Source organism: Streptomyces afghaniensis (assembly GCF_044327915.1).
GTDB classification, from domain to species: domain Bacteria; phylum Actinomycetota; class Actinomycetes; order Streptomycetales; family Streptomycetaceae; genus Streptomyces; species Streptomyces afghaniensis.
Window position 1 is genome coordinate 806,181 of the sequence record NZ_JBIRGJ010000002.1, and the last position, 18,998, is coordinate 825,178.

Below are 18,998 nucleotides of genomic sequence, written 5' to 3' on the forward strand. Positions count from 1 at the left end.
CCGACGGCCGCCGCCCGCCTCGGCGGTGACCGTCGTACCGGATGTTCTACGCGGCGTCGTACCGGATGTCCTACGCGGCGTCGTACGCCGTTCCGGAGCCTACGACGCCGGGCTCAGGTCCGCGCGGCCGAACAGGAGGGCGTAGCCGGCGGGGAGCTGGGCCAGGATGCGGGTGATCAGGTCGTCGCCGACCAGGGGCGGCAGCACGCTCAGGACCGAGCTGACGTCCCAGCGGGCCGTGGCGGGGGTCGCTCCCTCGATACGGGCCGCGACGGAGTCGACGAACTCGGCGGCGGTCAGCCGGCGCGTGGCCGGGATCTGGGAGGCGACCACCCTGGCGGCCTCCTCGGGCAGGGCGCGGGCGAGGTCGACCCGTTCGTCGCCGATCACGTGACCGCCGAGGGCGGACAGGACGATACGGGTGACTCGCTCCGCCTCCGACCTGGTGGGGTACTGCCCCGATTCCCGTACCGCTTCGATCAGTCGGGTCCAGGCGCTGTCGTCGCCTCGGGTGCGGTGGTCGCGCGGCGGGGCGGGGATCAGGGTCTTCCGGGCCGTGAGAGCAGTCGTCACACTGGGCACCGTCGTCACGCTCATGTGTGGGTCTTCCTCCTGATCCGGTGCTGCGTGGCGCCGCCGGACCGGGTAGTCCGGCGGCGCGGGGGGGGGAGTTGAGGGGGGCGGGCTGTCCCGTGGGTGGGACGTCCTCGGGACAGCCCTCGTGGGTTGCGTGGGTACGTGAGTGCCGTGCCGTCAGCCGCTCAGCTGCTTCGGCTTGTCGCCGCCCGTGATCTGGATGCGGCGCGGCTTGGCCTGCTCGGCCACCGGGATGCGCAGGGTCAGGACGCCGGCCTCGTACGAGGCATCGATGCGCTCCGTGTCCAGCGTCTCGCCGAGGAAGAGCTGGCGGGTGAAGGTGCCCGTGGGCCGTTCGGCGACGAGCAGCTCCGCGTCCTCGGGAGCCGGGGACCTGCGTTCGGCTCGGACGTTCAGGACGTTGCGTTCGACGTCCAGCTCGATCGTCTCGGGGTCGATGCCGGGGAGGTCGAAGTGGACGAGGAACTCGTCCCCGGAGCGGTAGGCATCCATCGCCATCGCCGTCGGGCGCGTGGCGGGGCCGAGAACCTGCTGGGTGAGCCGGTCGAGTTCACGGAAGGGGTCCGTGCGCATGAGCATCACTGGTCACTCCTCTCTTCAGGCGCTGTCCGTGCGATGCCCTACGTTCTTTCGTCTTCTTATATAACTCGGAGCGGGAAACTTGACAAGCCTCGACTCATGTTCGCGTGCCCTCGGGGAACGCGCCTTCATGCGCCCCGGCGCGTGCGCCCCTGACCTGGGGAGCTAGCCTCGATGATCGCGAGCGGGGCAGGAGCAGTACGAACAGAGCAGAAGCAGGAGGCAGGGATGGCGAAGGTTCCCAGTGCAGTGATCGCCGCGAGCGGTCTCGTGGGCGGATACGGCGTGGCCCGCTGGACCAGGCAGCGGCCGCTGGGCGGGGCCGTGCTCGCTGTCGCCGGGGCCGCGGCCGCGCGGCAGTGGCGGCAGCAGGCCGGCGGGGTGGCCGCGGGGGCGTTGTCGGCCGCGTATGTCGCCGCCTTCGCCGGATCTCATCCGCTGGCCAGGAAGGTGGGTGCCTGGCCTGCCGTGTTCGGAGTGGCGGGGGCCGTGGCCGTGGCGTCCTGGGTGGTTGCCGACCGGCGCGGTTGAGCAGAGCGCACAGCGAAGAACCCCGGCCCTGAAACCCAGGGCCGGGGTTCTCGTTTGGAGCGCCGGGCAGGCCTTGCACCTGCATCTCCCCGCAGGAAGCGGGACGTCTTTCCTTGGACCACCAACGCATCGTCCGTCTGCCGGAGTTCCGGCGACCGGATGCAGATCAACTATAGCGCAGTTTTTGTTATCGCCTTCGCCGTCCGGACGTCTCCTCACCGTCCCCCGCAGGAACGCGACTTACGACGTCGAGGTACGACAACGTGACACGACAGATCAGCCGCCGGAGCATGTTGAAGGCCGCGGGCGCGGCAGCCGGAGCCGTCGGCATCGGCGCCGGCGCCGGTACGACCGCGCTCGCGAGCCCGGCCTCCGCCGCGGGCTCCGCCTTCGCCCACCCCGGGCTGCTGCACACCCGTACCGACCTGGACCGTATGGCGGCCAAGGTGAAGGCGGGCGCCAGACCCTATACGGCCGGGTTCGCCAAGCTGACCGCCAACCGGCACGCGCAGAGCGGCTGGCGGGCCCAGCCGCAGACCACGGTGTACCGGGGGGCGGGTTCGCCCCAGAACTACGCGGTTCTCTACAACGACATCCACGCCGCCTACCAGAACGCCCTGCGGTACCACGTCAGCGGCGAGACCGCGCATGCCGACACAGCGGTGGCGATCCTCAACGCCTGGTCGGAGAAGCTGACGTCGGTCCAGGGCTCGGCCGACCGGTTCCTGGCCGCCGGGTTGTACGGCTACCAGTTCGCCAACGCCGCCGAACTCGTACGCGATCACGGTGACTTCCGGCTCGGGCGGGCGCAGGAGCTGATGCGGAACGTCTTTCATCCGCTCAGCGACAGTTTCCTGAGCGATCACAACGGTGCCGTCGTCACCAACTACTGGCCCAACTGGGACCTGACGGCCATCGCCTGTGTGCTCGCCACCGGCATCTTCTGCGACGACCGTGCCGTGGTCGACCGGGCCGTCGAGTACTTCAAGCACGGGGACGGCATGGGGTCCGTCAAGCACGCCGTTCCCGTCGTGTACGAGGACGGGCTCGGCGAGTGGGTCGAGGCCGGGCGGGACCAGGGGCATGCGCTGCTCGGGGTCGGGCTGATGGGCACGGTCTGCGAGATGGCCTGGAACCAGGGCATCGATCTCTACGGCTATGACGACAGCCGCTTCCTCAAGGGGGCGCAGTACGTGGCGAAGTGGAGTCTGGGCGGGGGCGTGCCGTATACGGCCAACACGCGGAAGAAGGGGGCGATCGGGGGGTGGTCGGGAAGTGAGACCGCGACCGAGGCGGCGGGTGTGGATCCGGCCATGACTCGGCCCATCTGGGCGATGATCGCCAACCACTACACCAAGCGGCGGGGGTTGTCGGCGTCGTATCTCACGCGTGCTGCGGCCAAGGCCGCGCCGGAGGGTGGGGGCGGGGATTACGGGCCCAACAGTGGGGGTTACGACCAGCTCGGGTTCGGCACGCTCGCCTTTACCCGGGATCGGGGTCCGGTGGAGGTGACGCCGAGTGCGAGTCCGTCCGGGGCCGCCTCCGGTGGGGCCGCCTCCGGTGGGGGTGCTCGGCCGCAGGGGGCCGTGAGTGCCTCGGCCGCGCCTGCCGCGGGGCGTGACCTGGCTGCCACCGGGTCCGAGGATGTGGTCGGCTGGGCCGCCGCGGCGGGTGTTTCCGCTGTCGCGGGTGGGTTGCTGTTGCTGCGGCGGCGGGATCGGGTGCGGCGGGGCGGGGCCGAGTAGCGTCCGGCACGTTGGCGGGGCCCTGGCGTTGCGGCCCGGGCCCGGGTCGGGTCGCTCGCCCGCGCCGACGGGGTGCCGCTGCGCCCACCCGTGCCGCCCCAAGCGGCACGACTGCCCGCAGCCAGCGCCCTACGCCGTCGCCGTCCTGGACCCCGTCGAGCCGGAGGTCGAGGTGGAGTCGCCGTCTGCCTTGCCCTCCTCCGCCGCCGTCAGTGGTGTGGCGATGTCCTCCAGGGAACGCCGTTCCGCCCGCACCGCGAGGATCGCCGCTGCCAGACCGGCCAGGCACATCAGGGTCGCGCCGATCTGGAAGGCGAGGACCGTGTCGCCGACCTTGCCCGTGCCGGTGAGGTCGGCGAACAGGAGCGGGCCGCTGATGCCGCCGGCTGCCGTGCCGATGGCGTAGAAGAAGGCGATGGACATGGCGCGGGTCTCCATCGGGAAGACCTCGGAGACCGTCAGGTAGGCGCTGGACGCGCCCGCCGAGGCGAAGAACAGCACCGCGCACCAGCATGCGGTCAGCGTGCTCGCGCTGAGGGAGCCCTGGTCGAAGAGCCAGGCCGTGCCGAAGAGGAGCAGGCCGGACAGCAGGTAGGTGCCGGAGATCATCACGCGGCGGCCGACCGTGTCGAAGAGCTTGCCGAGGAGCAGCGGGCCGCAGAAGTTGCCGAGTGCGATGACCGCGAAGTAGTAGCCGGTGCTGCCGCTCGGGACGTCGAAGAACGTCGTGAGGATCGCGCCGAAGCCGAAGGTGATGGCGTTGTAGAGGAAGGCCTGGCCGATGAAGAGGGAGAAGCCGAGGACGGCGCGGCGGCGGTAGTCGGAGAAGACCGTGCGGCCGATTTCGAGGAAGGAGACGCTGCGGCGCTGGTGGATGGTGATCTCGCCCTCCGCGCGCGGCAGCGGCTCGCCGTGCTCCTGCTCGACCTCCCGCTCGATCGAGGAGACGATGCGTTCCGCTTCGTCGTCGCGGCCGTGGATCAGCAGCCAGCGGGGGCTCTCCGGGACGTGCCGGCGGACCAGGAGGATCACCAGGGCCAGGACCGCGCCGAGTGCGAAGGTGAGGCGCCAGCCCACGTTCGCCGCGAAGATGTCCGTGTCCAGGGCGACGATCGACAGGAGGGAACCGAAGACCGCGCCCAGCCAGAAGCTGCCGTTGATCATCAGGTCGACCCGGCCGCGGTACTCCTTGGGGATCAGCTCGTCGATCGCGGAGTTGATGGCCGCGTACTCGCCGCCGATACCGAAGCCGGTGAGGAAGCGGAAGAGGAAGAACCACCAGGTGTCGAAGGCGATCGCGGTCAGGGCGGTGGCGCCGAGGTAGACCGCCAGCGTGATCATGAAGAGTTTTTTACGGCCCCACTTGTCGGTCAGCCGGCCCCAGAAGAGCGCGCCGGAGCAGGCTCCCGCCACGTACAGGGCGGCCGCCATGCCGGTGACCTCGCCGGAGGTGATGGGCAGGCCGCTGCCGGGTTCCGACAGGCGGCTGGCGATGTTGCCCACGACGGTGACTTCGAGACCGTCGAGGATCCACACGGTGCCGAGGCCGATGACGATCGTCCAGTGCCAGCGCGACCACGGGAGGCGGTCGAGGCGGGCGGGGATGTCGGTGGTCACGGTTCGGCCGGTTGCGGCCTGCGCGGTGGTCATGGGCTCCCTCCTCATCGAGAAGAACCCGGGTCGAGTGCCCTGAGCGGGTTTGCTTACGCCCTGACACCTGACGCCACCCGCGCGTCACGTCCCACCGGTCACCCCGTCACGCCCCGAGCGCGTGCGACACCGTGTAGATCAGCAGGCCGGCCAGCGAGCCGACCACCGTGCCGTTGATCCGGATGAACTGCAGGTCGCGGCCGATGTTCGCCTCGATCTTCTTGGTGGTGTGCTCGGCGTCCCAGCTCGCCACCGTGTCCGTGATCAGGGAGGTGATCTCCTTGCGGTAGGTGGTGACGACGTAGACGGCCGCATCCTCCACCCACTTGTCGACCTTGTCCTGCACCTTGCGCTCGGCCGCCATCCGGGAGCCCAGCGACAGCAGGGAGGCCCGTACGCGCAGCCGCAGCTCGCTGCGCTCGTCCTCTGCCGCCGCGACGATCATGGATCGTACGGCCGTCCAGGCGCTGGCGATGAGGTCCTGGACCTCGCCGCGGCCCAGCACCTCGCCCTTGAGGCGCTCGATGCGGGCGCGGGTGTCGGTGTCGGACTGGAGGTCGGAGGCGAAGTCGGTGAGGAAGCGGTCGAGGGCGCCGCGTGCGGGGTGGGCGGGCATGTCGCGCATCTCGGTGGCGAAGCGCAGGAGTTCCTTGTAGACGCGCTCGCCGACCTTGCGGTCGACGAACCTCGGCGTCCAGCCGGGGGCGCCGCCCTCCACGGCGTCCATCACCTCGTCGCGGTGCAACACCAGCCAGTCGTGCGCGCGGGTGACGACGAGGTCGACGACCCGTTTGTGGCCGCCGTCGGCGACGATCTTCTCCAGCATCTTGCCGATGCCGGGCCCGATCTCCTGGGCGTTGGCGCGGCGGGTGATCGCCTCGCCGACGACGGCCTGGACGTCGGAGTCGCGCAGCACGGTCAGGGCGCCGCGCAGGGCGGTGGAGAGCTCCGCCGTGACCCGGTCGGCGTGCTCGGGGACGGCGAGCCAGGCGCCGAGGCGGCTGCCGATGCCGACGGCGCGCAGCCGCTGGCGTACGACGTCCTCGGAGAGGAAGTTCTCCCCGACGAACTCGCCGAGGGTGACGCCGAGCTGGTCCTTCTTGGTGGGGATGATCGCGGTGTGCGGGATGGGGATGCCGAGGGGGTGGCGGAAGAGGGCGGTGACGGCGAACCAGTCGGCGAGCGCGCCGACCATGCCGGCCTCGGAGGCCGCGGCGACATAGGCCGCCCAGGGGCCCGCGCCGGAGTTCTGGGCCCACTTGGCGAGGACATAGACCACGGCCACGAACAGCAGGAGCCCGGTGGCGGTGAGTTTCATGCGGCGTACGCCGCGCTGTTTCTCCTCGTCCGCGGGGCTGAAGGTGGCCATCGCACGGTTCGTGGGGACGCCGGGGCGGGCATGCTGCCCTCCGGCGCTGCCCATTTCTTCTGCTTTCGTCCGTTCCATCCGCTCCACCCGCTCGGTGATCCCGCACACATTGTCCCTTCCTGACCGACTCCTGGAACGGATCAGGAGTTCCCGGCGTCTGTCGGGAGGGGGTAATGGCACGGGGTCCGTGTGAGCTTCCCCCGGCCCATGACGCATCATGGGCATATCAGATCGGAGCCTTGGGCTCCCATCGCCCGAGGAGAACTACACAGCATGACCCGGGGTCGTGGTTACGCCCTATTGGCCGTCGTTGTCGCAGCGATCGTGGCCCTTTCCACCGCCATATACGTCGGGGTGGCGTCCGACAGAGGTACGCCGGCGCGGAACGCTCTCGCCGACGACCGCCTCCCGAACAACTCCGCCGCACCCGCCTCCACCGGCACCTGGGTCGGCACCTGGTCCACCTCCCCGGCCGCGGCCGAGCCGGGCACGGAGACGACCGGCATGGCGGACCGTTCGGTGCGCAACGTCGTCCACACCACCGTCGGCGGTACGAGTGCCCGCGTGACGCTGTCCAATCTCTACGGCCAGTCGCCGCTGAGCATCACACGTGCCTCGATCGCCGTCGCCGCCGGCAGCGGCACGGCCGCGGCGCTCCCGGACACCCTTCGGCAGCTGACCTTCAACGGCGGGCCGACGGTCGTCATCCCGCCCGGCCGGCAGGTGATGAGCGACGCCGTGCGCATCGTCATCCCGCACGACGCGGACGTCCTGATCACCACGTACACGCCGACCAGCTCCGGCCCGGTGACGTACCACCCGCACGCCCGGCAGGTCTCCTACGTGGCCCAGGGCGACCACGCGGCCGACACGACGGGCGCGCCGTACACCGAGCAGAGCATGTACTGGCGTTACGTGACCGCGCTGGACGTGCTGAGCAACGAGTCCGACGGGACGGTCGTCGTCCTCGGCGACTCGCTCACCGACGGGATCACCTCCACCGCGGGCGCCAACAACAGGTGGACCGACGTCCTGTCGGACAGGCTACGCGCGGAGATCGCCGCCGGGCGGGACCTGCCCCGCTACAGCGTCGTCAACCAGGGCATCAGCGGGAACCGGGTCCTCACGGACGGGCTGGGCCGGCCGGCGGACAACCCCAGCGGGCTGAACCGCTTCCAGCGGGACGTGCTGGAGCGGACGAACGTCAAGGTCGTCGTCATCGACCTCGGGGTCAACGACATCCTGCGCAATCCGCGGCTCGCGGATCCGAACGCGATTCTCGGTGGGCTGCGCACGATGGTCGGGCAGGCCCATGCGCGGGGGCTGAAGGTCGTGGGGGCGACGCTGATGCCGTTCGGTGGGCACCGGGGGTACTCGCAGGCGCGGGAAGCCGTGCGGCAGCAGATCAACGCGGAGATCCGTGCGGGGCGGGTGTTCGACGCGGTGGTCGACTTCGACGAGGCGCTGCGTGATCCTTATGACCCGCGGCGGCTGCGGGCCGACTACGACTCTGGGGATCATCTGCATCCCAGTGACAAGGGGTATGCGCGGATGGCAGAGGCGTTCGATCTGGAGAGCTTGAAGGGGTCGGTTCCGGCGGAGCTGTAGAGGCGGGCGGTGTCGCGTACCGGCGTCGGTGCCGGGCGGGTGGGGTGGGTGCGCAGCCCGGCGCTGCGGGGTGCTGCCTGCGCCCACCCGTGCCGCCCCAGCGGCACGACTGCCCGCAGGCAGCAGGCAGCAGGCAGCAGGCAGCACCTCAGTCCAGCTGGCGGCGGCCCGACCGGCCGTCGAGCTTCTCCTGGCGGCGTTCCTCGCGGAGCCGCTGCTTCTCCGCCCGGGTCAGTTTTCGCTGCACCCCGACGCCGCCCCAGAAGGCGAAGCCGGTGATGATGACGCGCGGCGCGCCGGGGACGCCGGGGACGCCCTCCTCCTGGTGGTCGAAGCCGCCCATGATGCCGATGCCGCGGACGACGACCTCGACGCCGGGCGGGACGATGACGTCCACCCCGCCCATGATCGCGATCGCGTTGATCTCGACCTCGCGGTCCGCGAAGTTCGCCTCGCGCAGGTCGATCTCCCCGCCGCCGCAGAGGGCGAGGCAGGTGAACCGCCGGGGCATCGTCCAGCGCCCCTTGCGCTGGAAGCCGGACATCACGGCCACCGCCCACGACGAGGAACCCTCACCGCCGACGATCCGCCCGGACCAGTCCGAGCCGTCCGGGCCGGCGGCGGGCTCCTTGGTCAGGGACACGGAGGGCGCCGTGACGCCCGCGGCCGGCAGGTCCCGGGTGATCGGCGCCAGTTCGCCGTACGTCCGCGCCTGGTACGTCGCGTCCAGCCGCTCCTCGAACTCCGCCATGTCGAGACGGCCCTCCGCGAGGGCGTCCCGCAGGATCTCGGCGACCCGTTCACGGTCGGCGTCGGAGGCGCGGAGGTCCGGGACTGAGTCGTCGGTCATACACAGCAGATTACGAGTTCACCCCGCCGGGGGCTACGAGGTCGCCCGCTCGGCCTGTTCCGCGTACATTTTCGCGATCACCGCCTCGATGTCCGGCTCCCGCACCGACAGGTCCACCAGCGGGTACTCCGCCGCGATCCGCGCGACGAGCGGTGCCGCGGACTCCGCCGCCGGGAACGCCAGCCACTGCCGCGGACCGTCCACCCGGACGACCCGGGCGGGCGCCGGGGCGTCGATCGGCGGCAGTTCCCGCTCCAGGTCCACCACCAGGGTCCGCTCGCTCTCCCCCGCCTCGTGCAGCCCGGCGAGCGGGCCGTCGTACATCAGGCGCCCGTGGTCGATGACCATCACCCGCTTGCACAACTGCTCGATGTCCTGCAGGTCGTGCGTGGTCAGCAGCACCGTCGTGCCGCGCTCGGCGTTCAACTCCCGCAGGAACTCCCGCACCTTGGACTTGGAGACGACGTCGAGGCCGATGGTCGGCTCGTCGAGGTACAGCACCTCCGGGTCGTGCAGCAGGGCCGCCGCGATGTCGCCGCGCATCCGCTGCCCGAGCGAGAGCTGCCGTACCGGCACGTCCAGCAGGTCGCCCAGGTCGAGGAGTTCGACCAGACGGTCGAGGTTCTCGCGGTAACGGGCGTCCGGGATCCGGTACATGCGGTGCATCAGCCGGTAGGAGTCGACCAGCGGCAGGTCCCACCACAGCGTCGTACGCTGCCCGAACACCACGCCGATGCGGTGCGCGAGCCGCGTCCTCTCCCGGGAGGGATCGATGCCGGCCACCCTGAGCCGGCCCGCGCTGGGCGTGAGGATGCCGGTCAGCATCTTGATCGTGGTCGACTTGCCGGCGCCGTTCGGACCGATGTAGCCGACCATCTCGCCGCGTTCCACGCGGAAGGAGATCGAGTCGACGGCCCGGACCTGCCGCCGCTCCCGCTTCATGAAGCCGGTCTTCTTGCGCACCTCGAAGACCTTCTCCACACCGTCGAGTTCGATGAACCCGCTCGCCGACTCGGTCAACTCAACTCCCTGTACTCCGGTAGGAACGAAGCCCCACCCGCCACGCCGTCCCCGCCAGCACACAGCAGGCCACCGCCACCAGCGGCGACACGAAGGCCGCCCAGCCGGGCAGCTCGATCGGGTACGGCCGGTCCAGCACGTAGGCGGCGGGGACCCAGTTGACGAAGGCGAGCGGCAGCATGAAGGTCACGCCGCGCACCAGGTCCTTCCCGAACACCGTCGGCGGATACTGCAGCAGCGTGGTCCCGCCGTACGTGAACGCGTTCTGCACCTCGGCGGCGTCCTGGGCGAAGATCTGGAAGGCCGCGCCCGCCACGAACACCGCCGAGAAGATCGCCGCGCCGCTGACCACCATCACCGGCACCAGCAGCGCCTTCGGCGCGCTCCAGTCGACGTCGACCGAGACCAGCGCCCAGCCCAGGACCACCGCGCCCTGGGTGATCCGGCCCAGACGGCGCAGTGCGAAGCGGTCGGCGCCGACCTGGGCGAGCACCGGTGCGGGACGCACGAGCAGGATGTCGAACGAGCCGTCGCGCATCCGGGCGCCCAGGACGTCCATCGAGCCGAGCACCAGGTCGGCGATCCCGAACGCCGTCACCGACAGCCCGTACAGGAAGGCGATCTCGGGCAGTGACCAGCCGCCCAGCGAGTCGACCTGCGAGAACATCAGCAGGATCCCCACGAAGTCCAGGCCGGTCACCAGCAGGTTGCCGAACACCGTGACGATGAAGGAGGTGCGGTAGGTCATGCTGGAGCGCACCCACATCCCGGCGATCAGCCGGTAGGCGCGCAGGCCCTCCAGCAGGGCGTTCCGCTCACCCACCCTGCACCACCACCCGGCGCGTCGCAGCCGACTGCAGCAGCCGCCCCGCCGCCAGCAGTGCCACCGCCCACGCCGCCTGGAAGACGAACGCCCCGAGCGGGTCGGTCTCCCCCATCAGCACGTCCGCCGGCATCTGGATCTGCGCCGCCCACGGCAGCACCCGCACGATGTCGCCGAACACGCCCGGGAAGGCGTTCAGCGGCAGCACCATGCCGGAGAAGAAGATCCCCGTGATCATCAGCGCCTGGTTGACGCCCATGCCGTCCATGAGCCAGAACACGCTCAGGGCCACCAGGTAGCGGAGCGCGAAGCTGACGACCGTCGCCAGCAGGAGAGTTACCACGAAGGCCGCCCAGGGGATGACCGACGTCGGCAGCGCCATGGGGAAGAAAATCGCGCCGAACGCGAAGGGGACGACGCCCCGCCCCAGCATCTGGAACAGCGCCCGCCCCACGTCGCCCGCCAGCCACCACAGCTGGAGATCGGCCGGCCGGTACAGGTCGACGGCGATCTCACCGGTGCGGATGCGCTCCATCAGGTCCTTCTCGGCGCCGCCGCCCTGGATGGCGAGGGTGGCGTAGAGGCACTGCCCCAGCCACACGTAGGTCACGGCCTGCGCCTGGTCGTACCCCCCGAGATGCGGCTTCTCGTCCCACAGCGCCAGGTACGTGTAGACGAGGATGACGCCGAAGACCGTGTTGGTGAACACCCCGGCCACGGTGGCCGCCCGATACGTCGCGTACCGCCTGAAGGCCCCCGCCGCGACGGCCAGGTACAACCGTCCCGAGCCCACATCCACAGCCCTCCTCGCCGCCGGGCACCGAAGCGCAGGAGCCTAGTGGACCGGCGATCACGCGTGCCACGGGTTTTCGAGGAGCGGCTCGGTCGCCGCGGGGCGAGTGCGCACCGGCCCAGACGGTACGATCCGTTGCGTCCGCGTGGGCCGAGGCGCCCGTGGCCAGGGCGAGCAGTCGCATCGTCGTCGTGTCCCCCTTCAGGCGAATGCCGCGCACGCGAGATCGCGGTCCGAGCAGGCGCGCAGGACGGCTCACTGCACCCGGCGTCCGGCTGGGCGTTCGCCCGCGCGCCACCCGCCTCACGACACGGCCCTCGGTCAGGGAACTGATCGCCGGGTGGGACAGTCTTCATCACAGGGGCGCAAGAGCGAGCAGAGACGTACGGGAACGACGTACGACGCGAAACAGGAGTCCGTGCACGACATGAGTGACGAGCCGCAGCAGCCGACACCGGGCTGGGCACCGAGAGAGCCGCAGGCGGACGGCGACCCGGCCACGCCGCAGGCCCCGCCGGCCGGGAAACCGAAGCGCACCGGCTGGCGCCGCATGATCCCGACCTGGCGCATGACGCTGGGCGGCTTCATCATCGCCGCCCTGCTGCTGGTCGGCGGCTTCTTCCTCGGCTACTCGCTGGTGCAGATCCCCCCGGCCAACGCGCTCGCCACCAAGCAGGCCAACGTCTACCTCTACGCGGACGGTTCGGTGATCGCCCGCGACGGCGAGGTCAACCGGGAGAACGTCACACTCCCGCAGGTCTCCAAGGACGCCCAGCACGCGATCCTGGCCGCCGAGGACCGCGACTTCTACACCGAGTCCGCCATCGACCCCAAGGCCATGCTCCGCGCGGCCTGGAACACGGCCCTCGGCAAGGGCAAGCAGTCCGGCTCCACGATCACGCAGCAGTACGTGAAGAACTACTACCTGCGCCAGGAGCAGACCGTCACGCGCAAGGCCAAGGAGTTCTTCATCGCGATCAAGCTGGACCGCGAGGTGAGCAAGGACCACATCCTCGAGGGCTACCTCAACACCAGCTACTTCGGCCGCAACGCCTACGGCATCCAGGCCGCCTCCCAGGCCTACTACGGCATGGACGCGACGGACCTCGACCCGGCCCGCGCCGCCTACCTCGCCGCGCTCGTCAACGCGCCCAGCCAGTACGACGTCGTCGCCCACCCCGAGAACCGCAAGGCCGCCGAGTCCCGCTGGAACTACGTCCTGGACGGCATGGTCAAGAAGGGCTGGCTCGGCGAGTCCGAGCGGGCCGGCATGAAGTTCCCGGTGCCGAAGGAGTCCACGCTGTCCACCGGCATGTCCGGGCAGCGCGGCTACATCGTGCGGACCGTCAAGGACTACCTCACCCAGAACAAGATCATCGACGAGAGCAAGCTCGACGCCGGCGGCTACCGCATCACCACGACGCTCCAGAAGCCCAGGCAGGACGCGTTCGTGAAGGCCGTCAACGACAAGCTGATGGACAAGCTGGACAAGAAGAACAACAAGGTCGACCGCTATGTGCGCGCGGGCGGCGCCTCCGTCGATCCCAAGACCGGCGAGGTCGTGGCGATGTACAACGGCATCGACTACGTCAAGCAGTACACCCCGAACGCCACCCGCCGGGACTTCCAGGTCGGCTCCACCTTCAAGCCCTTCGTGTTCACCGCGGCCGTCGAGAACCACTCGGAGACCCAGGACGGCCGGATGATCACCCCGAACACGATCTACGACGGCACCAACAAGCGCCCCGTCCAGGGCTGGACCGGCGACCCGTACGCCCCCGAGAACGAGGACCAGCGCTCCTACGGCGACATCACCGTCACCGAGGCGACCGACAGTTCCGTGAACTCGGTGTACGCGCAGATGGCGGCCGACGTCGGCCCTCCGAAGGTCAAGCAGACGGCGATCGACCTCGGCATCCCCGAGACCACCCCGGACCTCGCCGACGGCCCCGCCATCGCGCTCGGCACGGCCACCGCCAGCGTCCTCGACATGGCGGAGGCGTACGCCACGCTCGCCAACCACGGCCGGCACGGCACGTACACGATGGTCAAGAAGGTCACCAAGGAGGGCTCGCCGATCGAGCTGCCGGAGCGGCGCACCCGGCAGGCGGTGAGCCGCGAGGCCGCCGACACCACCACCTCGATGCTGCAGAGCGTCGTCCAGAACGGCACGGCCTCCGCCGCGCAGGGCGCGGGCCGCCCTGTCGCCGGCAAGACCGGCACCGCCGAGGAGGACACCGCGGCCTGGTTCGCCGGCTACACCCCCGAGCTCGCCACGGTCGTCTCCGTCATGGGCCAGGACCCGGTCACCGCCGCCCACAAATCGCTGTACGGCGCGATGGGCCTGCCCCGCATCAACGGCGGCGGGGCGCCCACGGAGATCTGGACCCAGTTCACCCAGGACGCCCTCAAGGGCAAGCCCGTCAAGGAGTTCGACCTGCGGCTCCAGCCCGGCGCCGACGTCTCGCAGGCCCCCAGCACCGAGCCCCCGGCCGACCCGACCACGGGCGGCACCACCGACGGCGGCAGCACGTCCACCGGAGGCCAGGAGACCGGCACCGAGACGCCCGGCCAGTCCCCGAGCGCACCCGAGGGCCAGACCCAGGGCCAGACCGACGGCGGCACCACCGACGGCGGCACGGGCGGCGAGTCCCCGAGCGGCGGCGGCACCGCGGACGGCGGGACCGGCGACGGCGGCACCGCCACCGACGGCGGCACGACCGACGGCGGCACGACGGAGGGCGGCGGCGACGCGACCGACGGCGGCGCGACGGGCGGCCCGACCGGACCTGGCTGGGGCGTGGTCCCGCAGGGCTCGCGCCGCGAATAGCCGGGTCAGTGACCCGAGGTCGCCTTCAGCCCCACCACGGCGACCAGCAGCAGGCACACGAAGAAGATCCGGGCGGCGGTGGCCGGCTCCCCCAGCACGGCCATGCCGAACACCGCCGCCCCGGCCGCCCCGATGCCCACCCACACGCCGTAGGCGGTACCGATGGGCAGGGTTTTGGCGGCATGGGACAGCAGCAGCATGCTGGCGACGATGCCGGCGCCGGTGAGAACGCTGGGGAGCGGGCGCGTGAACCCGTCGGTGTACTTCATACCGACGGACCAGCCGACTTCGAGCAGACCGGCGACGACGAGCAGAACCCAGGCCATGACGGGCACCTCCGGGAAACGGGCTGACGGCGGGCGTGCGTCGTCTTTGCCTTCGTCCCGGTACGGCGCGTCTCGTCGGGGGTCACTCCAACGTAGCAAAGCAACGGCGAAGGGGCCGGTGACTCCCGTCACCGGCCCCTTCGCGCTGCTGTCCGGACTACAGATAGAGGCCCGTCGAGTCCTCCGAGCCCTCGAACCGGTCCGCGGCCACGGCGTGCAGATCACGCTCGCGCATGAGCACGTACGCGATACCGCGCACCTCGACCTCGGCGCGGTCCTCCGGGTCGAACAGAACCCGGTCGCCCGGCTCGACGGTCCGTACGTTCTGCCCCACCGCGACGACCTCGGCCCAGGCCAGCCGCCGGCCGACCGCCGCCGTGGCGGGGATCAGGATGCCGCCGCCGGAACGCCGCTCGCCCTCGCTGGTGTCCTGCCGCACGAGTACGCGGTCGTGCAGCATCCGGATGGGCAGCTTGTCGGGATGGGTGCTGTGCTCGTTTCTCTTGGCGCTCACGCCTTGAAACCTACCTGTCTTCCCCGTGGACGTACGCGGTCGGGTCAGCCCTTGCGCCGCCGCGTGCTGACGGCGAACAGCCCGACCAGTCCGACGACGACGAGCGCGACGGGCACGACCCGCTCCAGGCGCGGCGCCCCGTCCTCGTCCACGAACCGGGCCCGCACGTCCGTGACGGCCCGGTTGACCTCCACGTACGCCCGCCCGAGGGTGTGATCGATGTTGGACGCGACCTTGGCCTTGGCGTCCCCGACGATGGTCTTCGGGTGCACCCGCACCCCGATCTCGTCGAGGGTCTCGGCCAGGGTCGCGCGGCGGCGCCTGATGTCCGCCTCGATCTGCGCCGGGGTTCTGGTGTCCGCCGTGTCCGCCACCGTGTCGCCTCCGAAGTCGGTGTGAAGCCTGTGCCGGAGGACAGTCTGTCAGCTCCACGGCTCATCGCACTGTCAGGACCCCCGGTTACGCTGGCCCGATGAGCGAGCGACTCCAGCCGGGGGACGTGGCCCCCGCCTTCACCCTGCCCGACGCCGACGGCACCGAGGTGTCCCTGTCGGATCACAAAGGCCGCAAGGTCATCGTGTACTTCTACCCGGCCGCCCTCACCCCGGGCTGCACCAAGCAGGCCTGCGACTTCACGGACAACCTGGAGCTGCTGGCCGGCGCGGGCTACGAGGTGATCGGCATCTCCCCCGACAAGCCCGAGAAGCTGGCCAAATTCCGCGACAAGGAATCCCTGAAGGTCACGTTGCTGGCCGACCCGGACAAGCAGGTCCTGGAGTCCTACGGTGCCTTCGGCGAGAAGAAGCTGTACGGCAAGACGGTCGTCGGCGTCATCCGCTCCACGGTGATCGTGGACGAGGAGGGCAAGGTCGAGCGGGCCCTGTACAACGTCAAGGCGACGGGCCACGTCGCCAAGATCATCAAGGATCTGGGGATCTGATCCGGCCGAGCGGGGCTCGGAACCGATGCGGGCCGAGATGATCTCGGCCCGCAGAGAACCGAACGGTCAGGCCGACTCGAGCAGGGTCGTGTACGCCCCTTCGGCAGCCCGGCCGTGCGCCGTGCCGGGCGGAGTGTGGGCGAGGAACTCGCTGGTGGAACCGCTCTGCACGAGACGTCCGCCCACCAGAACGGACACGTGATCGGCCTCTTCGGCGAGGTCGGTCACGTCGTGCGTGGACAGCAGGATGCGGACATCGCCCTTGACCGAGGCGAGGAGATCGCGGAAGACCCGTCGCTGACGTGGGTCCATGCCGGCCGTGGGTTCGTCCAGGAGGAGCACCCGTGCGTCGTGGACCAAGGCACAGGCCACGCCCACCCGCCTCAGCTGGCCGCCCGAGAGCTGTCCGGTGCGGGTGTCGGCGCGCTCCGACATCTCGACGCGGGACAGCGCCCGAGGAGCGTTGGCCCAGGCATCGCCCCTGCTCATCCCCTTCAGCCAGCCCACATAGGCGACGTACTCGCGTGCCGTGAGCGAGGGCAGGGGGGTGATGTTCTGCGGCATCCAGGCCACCGTCCGCCGGTAGTCCTTGCTCTTCGCGTCGAGTCCGTTCCACGTCACGGTTCCCCGCTGGGGCGCGGTGACGGCAGCGGCCAGCTGCAACATGGTGGACTTTCCGGCCCCGTTGGGTCCGAGCAGGATGGTCAGTCCGTCCGGAAGGCGGTAGTTGAAGTTCTTCAGCACCGCAGCCCGCCGTCGGCCGTAGGCGAAGGTGCAGGAATCGAGAACAAGCGTCATGCGGCTCTCCGTGCGATGCGGTTCGGTGAAAGGAGGTGGGCGCCGACGCCGACGGTGAGCATCAACAGGGCTCCCGTGGTGGCGTACCAGGTGCCGGGCGGTTCGAGGAGTACGGTCCACGGGTAGGCGTCGCCGGGCGCTCTCATGCCGAAGAGCACGCCGAGCAGCGGCCACAGTGCGGGAACGAGGACGGCGGATCTCCCGAAGAGAGCCCCGCACAACAGGGTGAGGCCGGCGAGGAAGACCGTGTTGCGCCCCAGGGTCTCGGCCGAAGCGGCCCCGGTGATCATGGCGATCACCTCGCCCACGGCACAGGCGAGTGCCACCGTGCCGAGTGCCAGCAGGACGTCGAGGAACCTGACGGGCCGGATTCCGGTGTTCTCGGCGGCGTCCAGCCGGGTGTGCAGACAGTCGAAGAGGACCGAGGTCAGCACGAGCGGGACGAGGGTGGCGGCCTGCACGATCTCGGCGCCGCCGGACCAGATGGACGGCAGGAAGAGAGGGGTGTCCTGAACGATCGCGGCCAGCAGCGCGAACATCAGGAAACCCAGGGGCAGGCGGGTGTGGGCGCGGCGGGCACGCAGCCACCACATCACGTCGTTTTCCCGCCTTCCCGGCAGGCCTCAGCCACGGTCGTCTCGTACCAGGCCAGCTGCTGGGCCTCGCTCAACCGCAGCACCTTCCCCACCCGGTCCTGGAGACGGCTGCGTTCCTGCGGGGTGAAATCGGGTTCGGTGCTGAGCCGTCTCAAGTAGGTGTCCGCCTGCCCGACCTTGGAGGACACCCAGTAGTACACCTGGCGGGCCGGACCGGTGGCGGGAGGGGCGCATTCGAAACGCACCACTTCGCGGGCGATCTGGTAGCGAACGGTTCCGGTCGCCTGGCCGACCCCGAGCGGGACGGTCCAGTCGTCCTTCGTGGACGGTTCGGGATACCGGAGGCTGAGGGAAATGTCCCGGATGGACGTCGGCTCGGCAGGCAGACCGGCTCGACGCAGGAGTGCCAGCGTCGCCGCCGCTTCCTCGGAGAGAGCGGAGATGTGCTCGGCGCGCGCCTCGGGAAGACAGATGCGGGGGGACTCCCCGGCGCAGGCGACCGAGCCGTGACCGGTGCTCCGTGGGCCTATGTAGCTCCAGTTGCTGACCAGGGAGAACGATCCGAACGCGCAGGCGAAGACGAGTGCGGCCGCGACGGCTCCTCGCAGCCAGCGGGAAACAGGTGCCCAGAACAGAACCATGGCGACGGCGCAGCCGACGGCGAGCAGGAGGGGAGCCGCGAGGCCGGCGGCGGTGGGCAGCTCGCCGAACATCATCTTTCCGGCGAAGAGGCCGGTGAGGTGCCGGGGCCACGGTGTCTCCAGTCCCGTGGACCAGCCGACGACCAGGAAGTCGGTGACCGCGATGATCGGCACCACGGCGATGTGCGCAACGGTGGCTCCGACGGCGAATCCGACGATGCCGTGGGCGACGCAGAGCACCAGTCCGAAGGCCAGCAGCGTGAGGCCGGGCAGGTCGGGTGCGACCTGCTCCTGGACCAGGGCGCACAGCGTGGGAAGGATGAGGAGCAGCCAGGCCAGGACGACCACGGGCAACAGATGCTGTGCGGCGATGGTGTAGCGGGATCGCACCGCCCCCAGCCTCCAGATTCCGGAGGCTCCCAGCTTCCGCGCCTCCCACGCGGCGAGACCGGAGGCAACCGCGAAGGCAACCGGCAGCAGGTTGCGCAGCACCGCGTCGATCACGGTCGCGGAGTAGCCCAGCGGATCGATGCGGAGGTCGTCACCGAGATCGGTGGCGTAATAGGCGAACACGAGGAGCAGGGCGACAGGCGCGACCCGCAGCGCGCTGCTGGACCTGATGAGTGTGAGGGGTTTCACTTCTTGGCTTCCTGGAGCGGTCCGAACAGGGGGCGTGGGGGGGGGCCCCCCCCCCGCCCCCCCCCCCCCCCCCAAAAAAAAAACAAAGTCGCGCCAAGTTGGGTGTTGACCCGAGGGGAGCCCCCCCCAGCACGCCGCCCCTCGGTTGT

The 18,998-nt window shown here is 70.3% G+C and carries 18 protein-coding genes, 1 pseudogene and 1 riboswitch; of the genes and pseudogenes, 5 read left to right on the forward strand and 14 right to left on the reverse strand.

Annotation, left to right across the window (positions count from 1 at the left end; genetic code table 11):
• Positions 1-99: 99 nt before the first annotated feature.
• On the reverse strand, positions 100-597 hold the full coding sequence (locus ACH4G3_RS09830) for a DUF2267 domain-containing protein (RefSeq protein ID WP_397623975.1): 498 nt from the start codon (positions 595-597) through the stop codon (positions 100-102).
• 156 nt (positions 598-753) lie between these two features.
• On the reverse strand, positions 754-1,176 hold the full coding sequence (locus ACH4G3_RS09835) for an Hsp20/alpha crystallin family protein (protein ID WP_397623976.1): 423 nt from the start codon (positions 1,174-1,176) through the stop codon (positions 754-756).
• A 228-nt stretch (positions 1,177-1,404) separates the two neighbouring features.
• Between ACH4G3_RS09835 and ACH4G3_RS09840 the strand changes: the two genes are divergently transcribed.
• Positions 1,405-1,707, forward strand: coding sequence for a hypothetical protein (locus ACH4G3_RS09840; protein WP_354736386.1), 303 nt, complete (start codon positions 1,405-1,407; stop codon positions 1,705-1,707).
• A gap of 290 nt (positions 1,708-1,997) precedes the next feature.
• Positions 1,998-3,452, forward strand: coding sequence for an alginate lyase family protein (locus ACH4G3_RS09845; RefSeq protein WP_397624106.1), 1,455 nt, complete (start codon positions 1,998-2,000; stop codon positions 3,450-3,452).
• Positions 3,453-3,581: 129 nt separating this feature from the next.
• Here the strand turns inward: ACH4G3_RS09845 and ACH4G3_RS09850 are convergent, their stop codons facing one another.
• Together ACH4G3_RS09850 and ACH4G3_RS09855 are read right to left on the reverse strand one after the other, a co-directional pair.
• A complete protein-coding gene (locus tag ACH4G3_RS09850; protein WP_397623977.1) occupies positions 3,582-5,102 on the reverse strand; it encodes an MFS transporter in 1,521 nt (506 codons plus the stop codon).
• A 106-nt stretch (positions 5,103-5,208) separates the two neighbouring features.
• Positions 5,209-6,579: a DUF445 domain-containing protein gene (locus ACH4G3_RS09855; RefSeq protein ID WP_397623978.1), complete on the reverse strand. Its 1,371-nt coding sequence runs from the start codon at positions 6,577-6,579 to the stop codon at positions 5,209-5,211.
• 165 nt (positions 6,580-6,744) lie between these two features.
• Between ACH4G3_RS09855 and ACH4G3_RS09860 the strand changes: the two genes are divergently transcribed.
• Positions 6,745-8,079 carry an SGNH/GDSL hydrolase family protein gene (locus ACH4G3_RS09860; protein ID WP_397623979.1) on the forward strand — a complete coding sequence of 445 codons (1,335 nt, stop codon included), beginning with the start codon at positions 6,745-6,747 and terminating at the stop codon, positions 8,077-8,079.
• Between the two features lie 154 nt (positions 8,080-8,233).
• On the opposite strand, the pseudogene ACH4G3_RS09865 reads toward ACH4G3_RS09860, so the two are convergent.
• From ACH4G3_RS09865 to ACH4G3_RS09880, 4 genes and pseudogenes are all read right to left on the reverse strand, one after another.
• Positions 8,234-8,929 (reverse strand): annotated as a pseudogene (locus ACH4G3_RS09865) (DUF1707 SHOCT-like domain-containing protein); the annotation flags it as partial.
• A gap of 33 nt (positions 8,930-8,962) precedes the next feature.
• Positions 8,963-9,949, reverse strand: a complete 987-nt coding sequence (locus tag ACH4G3_RS09870; protein WP_397623980.1) for an ABC transporter ATP-binding protein — start codon at positions 9,947-9,949, stop codon at positions 8,963-8,965.
• A 1-nt stretch (position 9,950) separates the two neighbouring features.
• Complete coding sequence (locus ACH4G3_RS09875) at positions 9,951-10,772, reverse strand: ABC transporter permease (protein ID WP_397623981.1); 822 nt, start codon at positions 10,770-10,772, stop codon at positions 9,951-9,953.
• Positions 10,765-11,565 carry an ABC transporter permease gene (locus ACH4G3_RS09880; RefSeq protein WP_397624107.1) on the reverse strand — a complete coding sequence of 267 codons (801 nt, stop codon included), beginning with the start codon at positions 11,563-11,565 and terminating at the stop codon, positions 10,765-10,767. Before ACH4G3_RS09880 ends, ACH4G3_RS09875 begins: the two co-directional genes overlap by 8 nt.
• A gap of 427 nt (positions 11,566-11,992) precedes the next feature.
• Between ACH4G3_RS09880 and ACH4G3_RS09885 the strand changes: the two genes are divergently transcribed.
• Complete coding sequence (locus ACH4G3_RS09885; protein WP_397623982.1) at positions 11,993-14,395, forward strand: transglycosylase domain-containing protein; 2,403 nt, start codon at positions 11,993-11,995, stop codon at positions 14,393-14,395.
• A gap of 5 nt (positions 14,396-14,400) precedes the next feature.
• Here ACH4G3_RS09885 and ACH4G3_RS09890 read toward each other — a convergent pair whose 3' ends face one another.
• From ACH4G3_RS09890 to ACH4G3_RS09900, 3 genes are all read right to left on the reverse strand, one after another.
• Positions 14,401-14,721 carry a DMT family transporter gene (locus ACH4G3_RS09890; RefSeq protein ID WP_279546531.1) on the reverse strand — a complete coding sequence of 107 codons (321 nt, stop codon included), beginning with the start codon at positions 14,719-14,721 and terminating at the stop codon, positions 14,401-14,403.
• Between the two features lie 34 nt (positions 14,722-14,755).
• A riboswitch (guanidine-III (ykkC-III) riboswitch) is annotated at positions 14,756-14,823 on the reverse strand.
• A gap of 55 nt (positions 14,824-14,878) precedes the next feature.
• Positions 14,879-15,235 carry a GroES family chaperonin gene (locus ACH4G3_RS09895; RefSeq protein WP_010040015.1) on the reverse strand — a complete coding sequence of 119 codons (357 nt, stop codon included), beginning with the start codon at positions 15,233-15,235 and terminating at the stop codon, positions 14,879-14,881.
• A gap of 44 nt (positions 15,236-15,279) precedes the next feature.
• Entirely contained in the window at positions 15,280-15,609 is a 330-nt protein-coding gene (locus ACH4G3_RS09900) for a DUF3618 domain-containing protein (protein ID WP_397617668.1), read from the reverse strand.
• Positions 15,610-15,707: 98 nt separating this feature from the next.
• Here ACH4G3_RS09900 and bcp point away from each other — a divergent pair, with 98 nt between their 5' ends.
• Complete coding sequence (bcp, locus tag ACH4G3_RS09905) at positions 15,708-16,175, forward strand: thioredoxin-dependent thiol peroxidase (protein WP_354736405.1); 468 nt, start codon at positions 15,708-15,710, stop codon at positions 16,173-16,175.
• A gap of 66 nt (positions 16,176-16,241) precedes the next feature.
• On the opposite strand, the gene ACH4G3_RS09910 is transcribed toward bcp, so the two are convergent.
• The 3 genes from ACH4G3_RS09910 to ACH4G3_RS09920 are packed head-to-tail and all read right to left on the reverse strand — an operon-like array spanning position 16,242 to position 18,849.
• Positions 16,242-16,973 carry an ATP-binding cassette domain-containing protein gene (locus tag ACH4G3_RS09910; protein WP_397623983.1) on the reverse strand — a complete coding sequence of 244 codons (732 nt, stop codon included), beginning with the start codon at positions 16,971-16,973 and terminating at the stop codon, positions 16,242-16,244.
• Positions 16,970-17,566, reverse strand: a complete 597-nt coding sequence (locus ACH4G3_RS09915; RefSeq protein WP_397624108.1) for a hypothetical protein — start codon at positions 17,564-17,566, stop codon at positions 16,970-16,972. The genes ACH4G3_RS09910 and ACH4G3_RS09915 overlap by 4 nt, the downstream gene beginning before the upstream one ends.
• Complete coding sequence (locus ACH4G3_RS09920; protein WP_397623984.1) at positions 17,566-18,849, reverse strand: hypothetical protein; 1,284 nt, start codon at positions 18,847-18,849, stop codon at positions 17,566-17,568. The genes ACH4G3_RS09915 and ACH4G3_RS09920 overlap by 1 nt, the downstream gene beginning before the upstream one ends.
• Between the last annotated feature and the right edge of the window lie 149 nt (positions 18,850-18,998).